The 15,628-nt window shown below is 51.7% G+C and carries 15 protein-coding genes; 6 read left to right on the top strand and 9 right to left on the bottom strand.

Annotated elements, in window-relative coordinates:
- Nucleotides 1-95 precede the first annotated feature (95 nt).
- Nucleotides 96-1,538: a Cu(+)/Ag(+) sensor histidine kinase CusS gene (cusS, locus tag ACJHYO_RS06520; RefSeq protein ID WP_000253846.1), complete on the bottom strand. Its 1,443-nt coding sequence runs from the start codon at nucleotides 1,536-1,538 to the stop codon at nucleotides 96-98.
- On the bottom strand, nucleotides 1,528-2,211 hold the full coding sequence (cusR, locus tag ACJHYO_RS06515) for a copper response regulator transcription factor CusR (RefSeq protein WP_000770953.1): 684 nt from the start codon (nucleotides 2,209-2,211) through the stop codon (nucleotides 1,528-1,530). Before cusR ends, cusS begins: the two co-directional genes overlap by 11 nt.
- A 156-nt stretch (nucleotides 2,212-2,367) precedes the next feature.
- Here cusR and cusC point away from each other — a divergent pair, with 156 nt between their 5' ends.
- The 5 genes from cusC (at nucleotide 2,368) to pheP (ending at nucleotide 9,984) form a co-directional block, all read left to right on the top strand.
- Nucleotides 2,368-3,750 (top strand): Cu(+)/Ag(+) efflux RND transporter outer membrane channel CusC, encoded by a 1,383-nt coding sequence (gene cusC, locus ACJHYO_RS06510; RefSeq protein ID WP_085455223.1) that lies wholly within the window; start codon nucleotides 2,368-2,370, stop codon nucleotides 3,748-3,750.
- A gap of 23 nt (nucleotides 3,751-3,773) precedes the next feature.
- Nucleotides 3,774-4,106 carry a Cu(+)/Ag(+) efflux RND transporter periplasmic metallochaperone CusF gene (gene cusF / locus ACJHYO_RS06505; RefSeq protein ID WP_053291110.1) on the top strand — a complete coding sequence of 111 codons (333 nt, stop codon included), beginning with the start codon at nucleotides 3,774-3,776 and terminating at the stop codon, nucleotides 4,104-4,106.
- Nucleotides 4,107-4,121: 15 nt separating this feature from the next.
- A complete protein-coding gene (cusB, locus tag ACJHYO_RS06500) occupies nucleotides 4,122-5,345 on the top strand; it encodes a Cu(+)/Ag(+) efflux RND transporter periplasmic adaptor subunit CusB (protein WP_000717136.1) in 1,224 nt (407 codons plus the stop codon).
- Between the two features lie 11 nt (nucleotides 5,346-5,356).
- Nucleotides 5,357-8,500 (top strand): Cu(+)/Ag(+) efflux RND transporter permease subunit CusA, encoded by a 3,144-nt coding sequence (cusA, locus tag ACJHYO_RS06495; RefSeq protein WP_000573983.1) that lies wholly within the window; start codon nucleotides 5,357-5,359, stop codon nucleotides 8,498-8,500.
- A 101-nt stretch (nucleotides 8,501-8,601) separates the two neighbouring features.
- Complete coding sequence (gene pheP, locus ACJHYO_RS06490; RefSeq protein WP_001295847.1) at nucleotides 8,602-9,984, top strand: phenylalanine transporter; 1,383 nt, start codon at nucleotides 8,602-8,604, stop codon at nucleotides 9,982-9,984.
- A 156-nt stretch (nucleotides 9,985-10,140) separates the two neighbouring features.
- Here the strand turns inward: pheP and ybdG are convergent, their stop codons facing one another.
- The 6 genes from ybdG to ACJHYO_RS06460 all read right to left on the bottom strand — a co-directional run bounded on the left by ybdG (nucleotide 10,141) and on the right by ACJHYO_RS06460 (nucleotide 14,591).
- Nucleotides 10,141-11,388: a mechanosensitive ion channel YbdG gene (ybdG, locus tag ACJHYO_RS06485; protein ID WP_001153132.1), complete on the bottom strand. Its 1,248-nt coding sequence runs from the start codon at nucleotides 11,386-11,388 to the stop codon at nucleotides 10,141-10,143.
- Nucleotides 11,389-11,495: 107 nt separating this feature from the next.
- Nucleotides 11,496-12,149 (bottom strand): oxygen-insensitive NAD(P)H nitroreductase, encoded by a 654-nt coding sequence (gene nfsB, locus ACJHYO_RS06480; protein WP_000351450.1) that lies wholly within the window; start codon nucleotides 12,147-12,149, stop codon nucleotides 11,496-11,498.
- A 78-nt stretch (nucleotides 12,150-12,227) separates the two neighbouring features.
- A complete protein-coding gene (locus ACJHYO_RS06475; protein ID WP_000360948.1) occupies nucleotides 12,228-12,611 on the bottom strand; it encodes an MmcQ/YjbR family DNA-binding protein in 384 nt (127 codons plus the stop codon).
- Between the two features lie 64 nt (nucleotides 12,612-12,675).
- A complete protein-coding gene (locus tag ACJHYO_RS06470) occupies nucleotides 12,676-12,924 on the bottom strand; it encodes a DUF1158 domain-containing protein (RefSeq protein ID WP_000682524.1) in 249 nt (82 codons plus the stop codon).
- Between the two features lie 65 nt (nucleotides 12,925-12,989).
- Nucleotides 12,990-14,108, bottom strand: a complete 1,119-nt coding sequence (locus ACJHYO_RS06465; RefSeq protein WP_001130647.1) for a YbdK family carboxylate-amine ligase — start codon at nucleotides 14,106-14,108, stop codon at nucleotides 12,990-12,992.
- A 213-nt stretch (nucleotides 14,109-14,321) separates the two neighbouring features.
- Nucleotides 14,322-14,591: a hypothetical protein gene (locus ACJHYO_RS06460; RefSeq protein ID WP_308065098.1), complete on the bottom strand. Its 270-nt coding sequence runs from the start codon at nucleotides 14,589-14,591 to the stop codon at nucleotides 14,322-14,324.
- Between ACJHYO_RS06460 and hokE the strand changes: the two genes are divergently transcribed.
- On the top strand, nucleotides 14,560-14,712 hold the full coding sequence (gene hokE / locus ACJHYO_RS06455) for a type I toxin-antitoxin system toxin HokE (RefSeq protein WP_000956465.1): 153 nt from the start codon (nucleotides 14,560-14,562) through the stop codon (nucleotides 14,710-14,712). The two genes, ACJHYO_RS06460 and hokE, sit on opposite strands and share 32 nt — an antisense overlap.
- 121 nt (nucleotides 14,713-14,833) lie before the next feature.
- On the opposite strand, the gene entD is transcribed toward hokE, so the two are convergent.
- Entirely contained in the window at nucleotides 14,834-15,454 is a 621-nt protein-coding gene (entD, locus tag ACJHYO_RS06450) for an enterobactin synthase subunit EntD (protein WP_001298346.1), read from the bottom strand.
- Between the last annotated feature and the right edge of the window lie 174 nt (nucleotides 15,455-15,628).

Here is a 15,628-nt window from a genome sequence, read left to right as displayed (position 1 = left end):
TTTATGAATTGTGACAGCTTTTTATCATTAATAGGTATTACTATTGCGGCATGTTATTTTTACACTGGTTATAAAAGTTGCCGTTTGCTGAAGGATTAAGCGGGTAATATGATAACAAACCTTGTCCCCCGTGCATCTGACGTTACTGCAACAGTGCCTTTATGCGCGACAACAATCGATTTCACTATCGCCAGACCAATGCCGCTACCTTCGCCTTTTCGCTGGCGGGAAGGATCAACGCGGTAGAAACGGTCAAACAATCGCGGTAAGTGTTCGGGCGCAATGGGCGTACCGGGGTTTTCGACGGTAACTTGCACCAGGTGATCGACCGTCTGGCAGCGCACAACAATTGTCTCTCCGGTTGGCGTATAACGCAGGGCATTAGAAAGCAGGTTACTTAACGCCCGACGCAGCATCAGCGGATCGCCCGCAACCTGACACTCGTCGCCAACAAACCGCAGCTCCACGCCGCGATCTTCTGCTAACGCCTCGAAAAAATCGAACACTTTGCCGACTTCATCCGCCAGGTTGAGCATTTTCTTTTCGGGGATTAGCTGGTTGTTATCGGCCTGAGCGAGAAACAGCATATCGCTGACCATTTTCGCCATTCGCGTCAGCTCTTCGAGATTAGAGTAGAGCACATCTTCCAGCTCCTTCTGGCTGCGCGACTGGCTGAGGGCGATTTCCGTTTGCGTAATGAGATTAGTAATAGGTGTGCGAATTTCGTGGGCGATATCCGCTGAGAAATTGGACTGGCGGGTAAAGACATCCTCAATACGCTCGATCATATGGTTGAACGACAGTACCAGCTGTTCCAGCTCAATGGGCACGGTCTGCGGGTCAAGGCGAACGTCGAGATCTTTCGAGGTGATATTCTGGATTTGACGGCTGACGCTGCGGATCGGCGCGTGACCTTTATGTACCGCCAACAGCACGATAAAGACGATCAGGATGCTGATTACCGATGCGGTCATAATAAGTTTATTCATCAAATCATTGATGTAATGAAGATGAAAATCGATCGAAAGCGCGATGTAGAGCGTATAAATCGGTTTGCCGTCAACCAGCGGGCCAACCGGCAAGTTAATCATCCGCCAGTTGCTGTGTTCCATATGCCCGTGACCGTGCCCTGGCATCATCATCGTCGGGCCGGAAAGGAGATACACCTCGCCAGCCTGCGCGTCTTTATCGGGTATGGCGTCACGCGTAAACTCGCGGATATCCGGCGCACCGGGGGAGTGATACACCGTTTTACCGTGGCTATTTGCCAGGGAGATCAACACATTGGAATAACCACTGACGATATCTTCCAGCGTCATTAAGCGTCGGGCTTGCGTTTCGTCAGGGTGATTAAGTACCCGTTCAAGGGTGGCGCTAATCTCCTTTAAATCATTAATATCCTGCTCGGCAAAATGCACTTTTACCGAGTGGATCATGATCCATGCAAAGGCGAAAAACGCCGCGATGGTGGCGAGGCTGATAAAAAAGGTCAGGCGGGTTGCCAGCGAAAACGGGCGCTGAAATGGCTTACTGACCATCCGGCACCTCTAGCATGTAACCCACGCCGCGCACGGTCTGAATCAACTTTGGCTCAAAGTCGTTGTCGATTTTGCCGCGCAGCCGCTTCACCGCCACATCAATGGCGTTGGTATCGCTGTCAAAATTCATGTCCCATACCTGCGAGGCGATAAGCGAGCGGGGCAGCACTTCGCCCTGATGGCGGAGGAAAAACTCCAGCAGAGTAAATTCTTTACTGGTCAGAGTGATGCGCGTGCCGCTGCGGGTGACTTTGCGGCTGACGAGATCGACCATCAGATCGGCAACCTGAAACTGACTTTCGATAATCACCGCCGCCCCGCGCCGCAGTAGAGTGCGCACCCGCGCCAGCAGTTCAGCAAAAGCGAACGGCTTCACCAGATAGTCATCCGCCCCCAACTCCAGCCCCTTGACGCGATGTTCAATGGTGCCAAGCGCGGTAAGCAACAGAATCGGCATCCCCTTATTGGCGGAACGCAACATGCGCACGATATCCCAGCCGTTCACGTCCGGCAGCATAATATCGAGGATTATCAGATCATAATCACCGGTCATCGCCAGATGGTAGCCATTCAGCCCGTTGTCGGCCAAATCGACCACAAAACCGGCTTCGGTTAACCCTTTGGTCAAGTATTCTCCGGTTTTCTTTTCATCTTCGACAATCAACAGTTTCATATTTCCTCCGCATGTTGCCCGGGCAATTCTAGAGTAGCGGGATCAGATGGCAATCGCTTATTGGCAAAATGACAATTTTGTCATTTTCCTGTCACCGGAAAATCAGAGCCTGGCGAGTAAAGTTGGCAGCATAAAATCACCAGAAATTATGAGCCTATGTCTCCTTGTAAACTTCTGCCATTTTGTGTGGCCCTTGCGCTAACCGGTTGTTCACTGGCACCGGATTATCAGCGTCCGGCAATGCCCGTGCCGCAGCAGTTCTCACTCAGCCAGAACGGCCTGGTTAACGCAGCAGATAACTACCAGAACGCGGGCTGGCGCACCTTTTTTGTTGATAATCAGGTGAAGACGCTGATTAGCGAGGCGTTGGTGAATAACCGGGATTTGCGCATGGCGGCGCTGAAAGTGCAGGAAGCGCGGGCGCAATATCGTCTGACCGATGCCGACCGCTACCCACAGCTCAATGGCGAGGGCAGCGGCAGCTGGAGCGGCAATCTTAAAGGCGATTCAGCCACGACGCGGGAGTTCTCTACTGGCCTTAACGCCAGCTTTGATCTCGATTTTTTCGGGCGCTTAAAGAACATGAGCGAAGCCGAGCGCCAAAATTATTTAGCCACTGAGGAAGCTCAGCGCGCGGTGCATATTCTGCTGGTTTCTAATGTCGCGCAAAGCTATTTCAATCAGCAACTGGCGTATGCGCAATTGCAAATAGCCGAAGAAACGCTGCGTAATTATCAGCAGTCATATGCGTTTGTCGAAAAACAACTGTTGACCGGTAGCAGCAATGTTCTGGCGCTGGAACAGGCTCGCGGGGTGATAGAAAGTACCCGCAGCGACATCGCTAAACGTCAGGGGGAACTGGCGCAAGCGAATAATGCATTGCAACTGTTATTGGGAAGCTACGGCAAGCTGCCGCAAGCGCAGACAGTAAACAGCGACAGCCTGCAAAGCGTTAAATTACCGGCGGGCTTGTCGTCGCAAATCTTATTGCAGCGCCCGGATATTATGGAAGCTGAACACGCGTTAATGGCGGCTAATGCCAATATTGGGGCCGCACGCGCGGCATTTTTCCCGTCTATCAGCCTGACCAGCGGAATATCAACCGCCAGCAGCGATCTGTCGTCATTATTTAACGCCAGCAGCGGGATGTGGAATTTTATACCCAAAATTGAGATCCCCATTTTTAATGCCGGACGTAACCAGGCCAATCTGGATATCGCCGAAATTCGCCAGCAGCAGTCGGTGGTGAATTATGAACAGAAAATCCAGAACGCCTTTAAAGAAGTGGCAGATGCGCTGGCATTACGTCAAAGCCTGAACGATCAAATTAGCGCCCAGCAGCGTTATCTGGCGTCGCTGCAAATTACTTTGCAACGGGCGCGGGCATTATATCAGCACGGCGCAGTAAGCTATCTGGAAGTGCTGGATGCTGAGCGTTCTTTATTTGCAACCCGACAAACTTTACTTGACCTGAATTATGCCCGTCAGGTTAACGAAATTTCTTTATATGCCGCCTTAGGCGGCGGTTGGCAGCAATAATTTTTAACTCCAGGAGAGAATAAATGAAAAAAGCACTGCAAGTCGCAATGTTCAGTCTGTTTACCGTTATTGGCTTTAATGCCCAGGCTAACGAACATCATCATGAAACCATGAGCGAAGCAAAACCACAGGTTATTAGCGCCACTGGGGTGGTAAAAGGTGTTGATCTGGAAAGCAAAAAAATCACCATCCATCACGATCCGATTGCTGCCGTGAACTGGCCGGAGATGACCATGCGCTTTACCATCACCCCGCAGACGAAAATGAGCGAAATTAAAACCGGCGACAAAGTAGCGTTTAATTTTGTCCAACAGGGCAACCTTTCTTTATTACAGGATATTAAAGTCAGCCAGTAATCCAGGTTTAATGAGATGAAAAAAATCGCGCTTATTATCGGCAGCATGATCGCGGGCGGTATTATTTCTGCGGCAGGTTTTACCTGGTTTGCAAAGGAGGAACCGCCCGCAGAAAAAACGTCGACCGCAGAACGTAAAGTCTTATTCTGGTACGACCCGATGTATCCCAATACGCGGTTCGATAAACCAGGGAAATCGCCGTTTATGGATATGGATCTGGTGCCGAAATATGCCGATGAAGAGAGTTCTGCGTCTGGTGTGCGCATTGACCCGACTCAGACGCAGAATCTGGGGGTGAAAACGGCGACCGTCACGCGCGGGCCGCTGACTTTTTCCCAGAGTTTCCCGGCGAATGTCAGTTACAACGAGTATCAGTATGCCATTGTGCAGGCCCGCGCCGCCGGGTTTATCGACAAGGTGTATCCGCTTACCGTGGGCGATAAAGTGCAAAAGGGCGCGCCGCTTCTCGACCTGACCATTCCCGACTGGGTGGAAGCGCAGAGTGAGTATTTACTGCTGCGCGAAACCGGCGGTACGGCGACCCAGACTGAAGGCATTCTTGAGCGACTGCGACTGGCGGGAATGCCGGAGGCTGATATTCGCCGTCTGATCGCCACGCAAAAAATCCAGACTCGCTTTACGCTCAAAGCGCCCATTGATGGCGTGATCACCGCGTTTGATCTGCGCGCGGGAATGAATATCGCCAAAGATAACGTGGTCGCGAAAATTCAGGGTATGGACCCGGTGTGGGTCACTGCTGCGATCCCGGAGTCCATCGCCTGGCTGGTGAAAGATGCCTCGCAGTTTACGCTCACCGTTCCGGCGCGACCTGATAAAACACTCACCATCCGCAAATGGACGCTGCTACCTGGCGTGGATGCTGCGACCCGCACGCTGCAACTGCGTCTGGAAGTCGACAACGCCGACGAGGCGCTAAAACCGGGCATGAACGCCTGGTTGCAACTCAATACCGCCAGCGAACCGATGCTGCTCATTCCGTCACAGGCGCTGATTGATACCGGCAACGAACAGCGGGTGATTACCGTTGATGCTGACGGGCGCTTTGTACCGAAACGCGTTGCCGTTTTCCAGGCATCGCAAGGCGTCACCGCGTTACGCTCTGGTCTGGCGGAAGGTGAAAAGGTGGTTTCCAGCGGCCTGTTCCTGATTGATTCTGAAGCCAATATTTCTGGCGCACTGGAGCGGATGCGCTCTGAAAGTGCTACCCATGCGCATTGAGGGAATAGCCAATGATTGAATGGATTATTCGTCGCTCGGTGGCGAACCGTTTTCTGGTGCTGATGGGCGCGTTGTTTCTGAGTATCTGGGGCACCTGGACTATCATTAACACGCCAGTGGATGCACTGCCGGATCTCTCTGATGTACAGGTGATTATTAAAACCAGCTATCCCGGTCAGGCACCGCAAATCGTTGAAAATCAGGTGACTTATCCGCTAACCACCACCATGTTGTCGGTGCCTGGCGCGAAGACTGTGCGCGGTTTCTCGCAGTTTGGCGACTCTTATGTGTATGTCATTTTCGAAGATGGCACCGATCCGTACTGGGCGCGCTCGCGGGTGCTGGAGTACCTCAACCAGGTACAGGGTAAGCTGCCTGCGGGAGTCAGCGCCGAGCTGGGGCCAGATGCCACGGGTGTTGGCTGGATCTATGAATATGCACTGGTGGATCGCAGCGGTAAGCACGATCTGGCCGATTTACGCTCATTGCAGGACTGGTTTCTCAAATATGAGCTAAAAACCATCCCTGACGTTGCGGAAGTGGCGTCGGTGGGCGGTGTGGTGAAAGAGTATCAGGTGGTTATCGATCCTCAGCGCCTGGCGCAGTATGGCATCAGTCTCGCCGAAGTAAAAAGCGCGCTGGATGCTTCAAACCAGGAAGCGGGCGGTTCGTCGATCGAACTGGCGGAAGCGGAATATATGGTGCGCGCCAGCGGCTATCTGCAAACGCTCGACGACTTTAATCACATCGTTTTAAAAGCCAGTGAAAATGGCGTGCCCGTTTATCTGCGTGATGTTGCGAAGGTCCAGGTTGGCCCGGAGATGCGCCGGGGCATTGCCGAACTGAACGGCGAAGGCGAAGTGGCGGGCGGGGTGGTGATCCTGCGTTCCGGCAAAAACGCCCGTGAAGTGATCGCCGCCGTGAAGGACAAACTGGAAACGCTGAAAAGCAGTCTGCCGGAAGGCGTGGAGATAGTTACAACATACGATCGCAGTCAGCTCATTGACCGCGCCATTGACAACCTCAGCGGCAAGTTGCTGGAAGAGTTTATTGTGGTGGCGGTAGTCTGTGCGCTGTTTCTCTGGCATGTGCGCTCGGCGCTGGTGGCGATTATTTCGTTGCCGCTGGGGTTGTGTATTGCTTTTATTGTCATGCACTTTCAGGGACTGAACGCCAATATTATGTCGTTGGGTGGCATTGCGATTGCCGTCGGGGCGATGGTCGATGCCGCTATCGTCATGATCGAGAATGCGCATAAACGGCTGGAAGAGTGGCAGCACCAGCATCCTGACGCCACGCTGGATAATAAAACGCGCTGGCAGGTGATCACCGATGCATCTGTTGAAGTGGGGCCGGCGCTGTTTATCAGTCTGCTGATTATCACGCTGTCGTTTATCCCGATTTTCACCCTGGAAGGGCAGGAGGGGCGTCTGTTTGGCCCGCTGGCGTTCACCAAAACCTATGCGATGGCGGGCGCGGCGCTGCTGGCGATCGTAGTGATCCCGATCCTGATGGGCTACTGGATCCGTGGCAAAATTCCGCCAGAAAGCAGTAACCCGCTCAATCGCTTTTTGATTCGTGTTTATCATCCGCTGTTGCTGAAAGTACTGCACTGGCCGAAAACCACGCTGTTGGTGGCAGCGCTTTCGGTGCTGACGGTTCTCTGGCCGCTCAATAAAGTTGGCGGGGAATTTTTACCGCAGATCAATGAAGGCGACTTGTTGTATATGCCATCGACGCTGCCGGGGATTTCCGCAGCGGAGGCGGCGAGTATGCTGCAAAAAACCGACAAGCTGATTATGAGCGTACCTGAAGTGGCGCGGGTATTTGGCAAAACCGGGAAAGCGGAAACCGCCACCGATTCTGCTCCGCTGGAAATGGTAGAAACGACCATTCAGCTTAAGCCGCAGGATCAGTGGCGGCCTGGCATGACGATGGACAAAATCATTGAGGAACTGGATAACACCGTGCGTCTGCCGGGGCTGGCGAATCTGTGGGTGCCGCCAATTCGTAACCGTATCGATATGCTCTCGACTGGCATTAAAAGCCCTATCGGCATTAAAGTTTCCGGCACTGTGCTGGCGGATATCGACACGATGGCGGAGCAAATTGAAGAAGTGGCGCGAACGGTGCCAGGCGTGGCTTCTGCGCTTGCTGAGCGTCTGGAAGGTGGGCGCTATATCAACGTTGAGATTAACCGTGAAAAAGCCGCGCGTTACGGTATGACGGTGGCGGATGTGCAGTTGTTTGTGACTTCTGCGGTGGGCGGGGCGATGGTTGGCGAAACGGTGGAAGGGATTGCTCGTTATCCAATTAATCTGCGTTATCCGCAAAGCTGGCGCGATAGCCCGCAGGCACTGCGCCAGTTGCCGATCCTCACGCCGATGAAGCAGCAAATCACTCTGGCGGACGTGGCCGACGTTAAAGTCTCTACCGGACCGTCGATGCTGAAAACCGAGAATGCGCGCCCGACGAGCTGGATTTATATCGATGCCCGCGATCGTGACATGGTGTCGGTGGTTCACGATCTGCAAAAAGCGATAGCTGAAAAAGTGCAGTTAAAACCGGGCACCAGCGTGGCATTCTCCGGGCAGTTCGAGCTACTGGAGCGCGCCAACCATAAGCTGAAACTGATGGTGCCGATGACGCTGATGATCATCTTCGTGCTGTTGTATCTGGCGTTCCGTCGGGTGGGCGAAGCGTTGCTGATTATCAGCAGCGTACCGTTTGCGCTGGTGGGCGGCATCTGGTTGCTGTGGTGGATGGGCTTTCATCTTTCCGTGGCGACGGGCACCGGTTTTATTGCCCTTGCCGGGGTCGCCGCCGAATTTGGCGTGGTGATGCTGATGTATTTACGTCACGCCATAGAGGCCGAGCCGTCGTTGAATAATCCGCAAACATTCAGCGAGCAGAAGCTGGATGAGGCGTTATATCACGGCGCGGTACTGCGCGTGCGCCCGAAAGCGATGACGGTGGCGGTGATTATCGCTGGTCTGCTGCCGATTCTGTGGGGAACAGGAGCAGGGTCAGAGGTGATGAGCCGGATTGCCGCGCCGATGATTGGCGGCATGATCACCGCGCCTTTGCTGTCGCTGTTTATTATCCCGGCGGCGTATAAGCTGATGTGGCTGCACCGACATCGGGTACGGAAATAAAAGCAGGATACCCCGTTTAACCGTGTGGATTGTGTCTTGCGACGATGGGCACTAAATGTTAAAAGGTGCCCCTCAACAAAAAAGACACACAGGGGAAAGGCGTGAAAAACGCGTCAACCGTATCGGAAGATACTGCGTCGAATCAAGAGCCGACGCTTCATCGCGGATTACATAACCGTCATATTCAACTGATTGCGCTGGGTGGCGCAATTGGTACTGGTCTGTTTCTTGGCATTGGCCCGGCGATTCAGATGGCGGGTCCGGCTGTATTGCTGGGCTACGGCGTCGCCGGGATCATCGCTTTCCTGATTATGCGCCAGCTCGGCGAGATGGTGGTCGAAGAGCCGGTATCCGGTTCATTTGCCCACTTTGCCTATAAATACTGGGGACCGTTTGCGGGCTTCCTCTCTGGCTGGAACTACTGGGTAATGTTCGTGCTGGTGGGAATGGCAGAGCTGACCGCTGCGGGCATCTATATGCAGTACTGGTTCCCGGATGTTCCAACGTGGATTTGGGCTGCCGCCTTCTTTATTATCATCAACGCCGTTAACCTGGTGAACGTGCGCTTATATGGCGAAACCGAGTTCTGGTTTGCGCTGATTAAAGTGCTGGCGATCATCGGTATGATCGGCTTTGGCCTGTGGCTGCTGTTTTCTGGGCACGGCGGTGAGAAAGCCAGTATCGATAACCTCTGGCGCTACGGCGGTTTCTTTGCCACCGGCTGGAATGGATTGATTTTGTCGCTGGCGGTAATTATGTTCTCCTTCGGCGGTCTGGAGCTGATTGGGATTACTGCGGCTGAAGCGCGCGATCCGGAAAAAAGCATCCCTAAAGCAGTGAATCAGGTGGTGTATCGCATCCTGCTGTTTTATATCGGTTCACTGGTGGTTTTACTGGCGCTCTACCCGTGGGTGGAAGTGAAATCCAACAGTAGCCCGTTTGTGATGATTTTCCATAATCTCGACAGCAACGTGGTAGCTTCTGCGCTGAACTTCGTCATTCTGGTGGCATCGCTGTCGGTGTATAACAGCGGGGTTTACTCTAACAGCCGCATGCTGTTTGGCCTTTCTGTGCAGGGTAATGCGCCAAAGTTTTTGACTCGCGTCAGCCGTCGCGGCGTGCCGATTAACTCGCTGATGCTTTCCGGAGCGATCACTTCGCTGGTGGTGTTAATCAACTATCTGCTGCCGCAAAAAGCGTTTGGTCTGCTGATGGCGCTGGTGGTAGCAACGCTGCTGTTGAACTGGATTATGATCTGCCTGGCGCATCTGCGTTTTCGTGCAGCGATGCGTCGTCAGGGGCGTGAAACACAGTTTAAGGCGCTGCTCTATCCGTTCGGCAACTATCTTTGCATCGCCTTCCTCGGCATGATTTTGCTGCTGATGTGCACGATGGATGATATGCGCTTGTCAGCGATTCTGCTGCCGGTGTGGATTGTGTTCCTGTTTGTGGCGTTTAAAACATTGCGTAGGAAAGTGAATTAAGCTGATGTGAGGCTGATTTGCCCGATGCGCAAGCTTATCGGGCCTACAATTTGTAACGATTCTGTAGGTCGGATAAGGCGTTCACGCCGCATCCGACAAAATGATGTCAACCATCCGAAACCGCTCTCATCCATTCGATGAGAGCGGTTTTTTTAATTACTGCTTAAATGCACCCGCCAGAGAGCGAATATCATTGCCGGTTGGCGACTGATGAAGTCGCAGACCAAACTCTTCGACAATCGCAAATATGTGATCGAATATATCAGCCTGAATGCTTTCATATTCCAGCCACACCACGGTGTTGGTAAACGCATAGATCTCAAGCGGTAAACCGTTATCACCAGGAGCCAGTTGGCGTACCATTAAGGTCATATCTTTGCGAATCCGCGGATGATTCCGCAGATATTCGTTCAGATAGGCACGAAAGGTTCCAATATTGGTCATTCGGCGCAGGTTTAATACCGACTCCGTAGAACCTTGCTGGCGATTCCACTCATTAATTTCCTGATGGCGGCTGGTTAAATAAGGCTTTAACAAATGCGCTTTATTCAGACGTTGCATTTCGTCTTCATCAAGAAAACGAATACTGGTGACATCAATACTGATACTGCGCTTAATACGTCGCCCGCCAGATGCTGACATCCCGCTCCAGTTTTTAAAGGAGTCAGAAACCAGAGACCAGGTGGGAATAGTGGTAATGGTATTGTCCCAGTTACGTACTTTGACGGTGGTTAACCCAATATCGATCACCGCGCCATCCGCGCCGTATTTCGGCATCTCCAGCCAGTCGCCCAGTTTCAGCATATCGTTCGCGGAAAGCTGAATACCTGCCACCAGACCAAGAATCGGATCTTTAAATACCAACATCAGCACGGCAGCCATTGCACCAAGACCGCTGATCAGAATCGCTGGCGACTGACCAATCAGCAGCGAGATCATCAAAATGCCGACCAGAATCGCGCCGATCAGTTTAATCCCCTGAAAAATCCCTTTCAGCGGTAACTGAGATGCCGCCGGGAATTTCTGCGCCAGATTCAAAATCACATCCAGCAACGAGAAGACTGAAAGCAGCGCATACATCATGATCCACAACTGCGCGCAGGTAGTCAGAATATCTGCCGCTTCGGTGCCTTTTTGTAGCCAGAATACCGCCTGAATATTGACGATAATCCCCTGCAAGGTAAAAGCTAAACGGTGGAAGAGTTTATTCTGGGTAATGATTTGCAACCAAAGCCGTGAACTGGCGATGGCGCGTTTTTCGAAGGTCCGCAGTACCACCCAGTGCAAAAAAATATGCACCACGACGGCGGTCAGAAAAATAATACCGAAAATCATCACCATCGAGGTGGTGTGATCAATCTCAATACCCGCTAAATCTTCAACCTGGGATATTAAATCCTGCATAACGTCTCCTTTATACAACAGCAGCCTATGATGACGGCTGAAACAGGGTTATGCAAATCAGGAGAATCTGAGGGGAAATAGCCGGGCAGATGCCCGGCAAGGGAGAATTACACTTCGGTTAAGGTAATGTTCTGCGGCAGACGAGATTTCGGCAGCGTAGCGTTAAAATCTTCAACGCTGTGATGACCCACCGGAACAACCACCAGACTGGTGTAGCCTTTCTCTTTCAGACCAAATTCTTCATCGAGGATGGCGGCGTCAAAACCTTCGATGGGCACCGCGTCCAGACCCAGCGCCGCCACGCCCAGCAGGAAGTTACCGACGTTGAGATAAACCTGTTTTGCCATCCACTCTGCATCATCATGCAGATCTTTACGGTGCATATCGGCGAAGAACTTGCGACCTTTATCGTTCGCGGCTTTCGCTTCCGGCGTGGCAAAGCGGCCATCGGCATCTTCCTGGTCAACAACCAGCTTCAGCCAGGCATCGTCCATCGCGGTTTTTGCACAGAACACCACGACGTGCGAGGCATCAAGCATTTTACGCTCGTTGAACACGTAATTATCGGCAGCGGATTTGGCAACACGCGCTTTACCTTCTTCCGTGCTGGCAACAATAAAATGCCACGGCTGGGAGTTGGTGCTGGATGGGCTGTATTGCAGTAGAGTTTTGATCTGCTCGGCCTGTTCCGGGGTAAGTTTTTTGCTGGCATCAAATGCCTTAGTGGAATGACGCTTTAAGGCGACAGAAATGATATCCATAAAGACTCCATGTGAAAGTAATTTTGCGTGCCAGCAGATTACAAGGATCGAGATGAAATGGTAAGCGAGAAAAATGCGCTATTGATTTACGGTTGAGTCAGGACGCAGTCGTTTTTGATCGCGTTTAGCCAGACCATCAACCACCAGATTCCACGAATCGTTGATCAGATCGCGAAGTAACGCTTCGGAGATTTCCTCGCCGGGATACACTGAAATCCAGTGCTTTTTATTCATGTGATACCCAGGCTTGATGCTTGGGTATATTTGCTGATTTAGCAGGGATTTTTGTGGATCGGACTTCAGATTGATAAAGGGGACGCCGCGCAGCTCCGACGACAGCATAAAAATCTTGCCGCCAATTTTAAAAACATCGAACTCCGGGCCAAAAGGCCAGCAAAGCTCGACAAAGGGTAACTCAAGAGCCAGGCGTTTCGCCGTTTCGTGCAGTGATTGCTTATCCATAAATGTTCCTTTAGGCGAAGGAGAATAAGCAAAGTATGCCGCGAAGTTCGGCGATAATCGACGTTTAATCCGCCAGCGAGAACCAGCGTCGCCAGATAAAGCGTAGAACAAAATACTCAATAGCGCCCAGCACTAAAAACCACAGACAAAACAATAAAGTGTAAAGCTGGCTAAGATCCATCAGATGGAACGTGGTCACCAGTTTTTGTGCCAGCGTTAGCCCCAGTGCGGGGGCGGGCAGCAGCAGGCAAGAGAGGAAAGCCATCAGCAAAATGCCTGCTGCGGTGGTCAAGGTTTCTAAAGGGTGTTTCATAACATTGTTAAATGTAAGTTAAAACACCATTGTCAGGGATATTCTTCTGTAAGGCAATTCCCGACTTATTCTCCGGCCCAGATCTCACAATGCTTTTTCACCAGCCCAATTAGCGAGCCACCATCGGCGACGAAATCACGCATTAGCTGCGCTTCATTCAGACCACTGACGACCTGACGGTGCAGTGCTTCAATTGCGCTCGATGCGCCAATTTTATGTGCAGAAGGGGTGATTTTTTCCAGTAAACGCAAGGTGGCTTCCGTTAGTGACCGACGATCGCCAGTATGCGGATCGGTAATGACGCCTTCCAGCCCATAGCGACAGGCCTGGAAACGGTTGAATTTATACAGCAGGTAATCTTTCTCCTGATGTTTAAACGGGCGTTCCGTCAGTAACCAGTGGGCGGTGGCCTGAATTAATCCCGCCATATTTACCGCGTGGCTAAGGGTTAACGGGGTATCCATCACCCGAACTTCCACCGTACCAAAATGGGGGCTGGGGCGAATATCCCAGTGCAGATCTTTAATGCTGTCGATCATCGTGGTGTAACTCAGGCAGCGAAACAGGGCTTCAAATTGTTGCCAGTTACTGACCCACGGCATCGGGCCATTATCAGGAAAGGCGGAAAAAATATTCGGTCGTGAGGAGGCAAAACGCGTATCCGTTCCTTGCATATATGGCGACGCGGCGGAAAGGGCGATAAAGTGCGGCACAAACCGTGACAAGCCGTGCAGCAAATAAATGGCGTCATCGCCACTGGCGCAGCCAACATGGACATGCTGACCAAAAACGGTCGCCTGCTGGATGAGATAGCCAAAGTTTTGCAGCGTTCGTTGATAGCGTTCGTTATCGCACACCTCCTGACGCTGCCATTTCTGAAACGGATGCGTGCCACCGCCGCAAATTTCCAGATGATGATCTGCGGCTGCCTGCAATACGACTTTCTGCATCGCTGAAAATTGCCCGGCAGCCTGGTTGATATCACGGCAAACATCCGTCGCCAGCTCCAGCATACTTTCGGTGATATCGTGCTTTACCTCTCCGGCCGTGATCTTATTTTTAACCGCGTCAATCAGCATTGAAGAGTCCTGGCTTAAGTCATAGCCCGGCGGATTAACCACCTGCATTTCCAGTTCAATACCGAGGGTAAAAGGTTCAGAAACATGAAAATCGGGTAATGGCATAGGTTTCTCTTATGTTGGCGTTTTCTATTCAGTATAGAAGTCGGAGCGGCTGGGCGAGATGCGGAAGTTCTGGAATGTTTCTTTTTTGGGTATGGTGAACTGATTGCTACTGAAGCAATTTGGCTACTTTTGCAATGTGCCAAGTTATGGCAGAGCTGGCTGGCTGCGAAGAATTTTGACGATTGCGGCATGCAGAAAAATACGGGTTCAGCTTCAGTTGATCAAATGAGGAGAGAGAAGTCCGAAACAGGACTTACTGTATAAATAAACAGCTATTTTGCTGAAGAAGGGTAAGATAACGGCGGGTGCCTGAAGCTTTCCGGTTTCAGGTTTACTCTGAGGTCTGGAAAGATGAAGCCCCAGGACGATATTTCTATCAACCCTGGGGCTACCTACCCAAACCTGAACAATTTGGATGGTAGTCCCTTCTTCGCATGGAGGCAATATAAACATGCTGACGAAATATGCCCTTGTGGCAGTCATAGTGCTGTGTTTAACGGTGCTGGGATTTACGCTTCTGGTCGGAGACTCGCTGTGTGAGTTTACCGTAAAGGAACGTAATATTGAGTTTAAGGCTGTTCTCGCTTACGAACCGAAGAAGTAGCCGTTGTGCGGGGAGCAATCCCCGCATATCCGGTTGTCAGGTCAGGGTGGTAAGGCACCTGCTTTACACTTTCGCCCGCGGTCAGTGATGGCTGCGGGCGAATCGTACCAGATGTTGTCAATTAATCGTGTTGGCACAGCGTTATGACTATTTTTTCTTTTATCTGCCAGTGCACAGCAAACTGCTCATCCTCTAGTCGAATGATGATCTGCTGTTTATTCCAGCTAATTATCTGATAATCCAGAAAACCTTGAGCGGCCTGTATCTCACTTGCCTTAAATGCGCTCTCTTTGGCGGAAAATGCCAGTGTCAGCGCCAGAGGAAAGGCTAAACCGCAGTCTGCAAGTCGCTTGTGTTCCGCTGGTGTAATAATGTTGTCTGTCAATTCTCTTGCGGTTTGTGCAGAGAAAATCTCTTCAATATCAATGCCAATTGGTTGACGGGAAACCACGGCTAATGCCGTAGTCCCACAGTGACTAATGCTGCCGTATACCCCCGCAGGCCACACAGGTTGGCGTAGCTCGCCGATTGCAGGCACACATTTATAGCCATATTCCCGCAGCGCATAAATTGCAGCGATCCGCCCGGCTAAATGCTCTGTTTTACGTTTACGTCCAGCGTGTTGAAGTTGTGCGTAGTGCGGCAGCCAGAGTAAATCCTGCTCGCGAAAACTCGCCGGATCAAACTCAACAAAATGCAGCGTATGTCCGGCAAAGGGGAGGGAGGTATGCGTAGTTTTCATGTCAACCATATTAGAGAATGATGACAAACGCAAAACTGCCTGATGCGCTACGCTTATCAGGCCTACGTGGTCCTGCAATATATTGAATTGGCAAGATTTTTGTAGGCCGGATAAGGCGTTCACGCCGCATCCGGCATGAACTACGCGCACTTTGTCAACAATCTGACGTTAGCT

Source organism: Escherichia sp. WS1118 (assembly GCF_046487695.1).
Classification (GTDB): Bacteria; Pseudomonadota; Gammaproteobacteria; order Enterobacterales; family Enterobacteriaceae; genus Escherichia; species Escherichia coli.
Note: the sequence above shows the minus strand (reverse complement) of the source record. Positions and strands in the feature narration are given on the sequence as shown.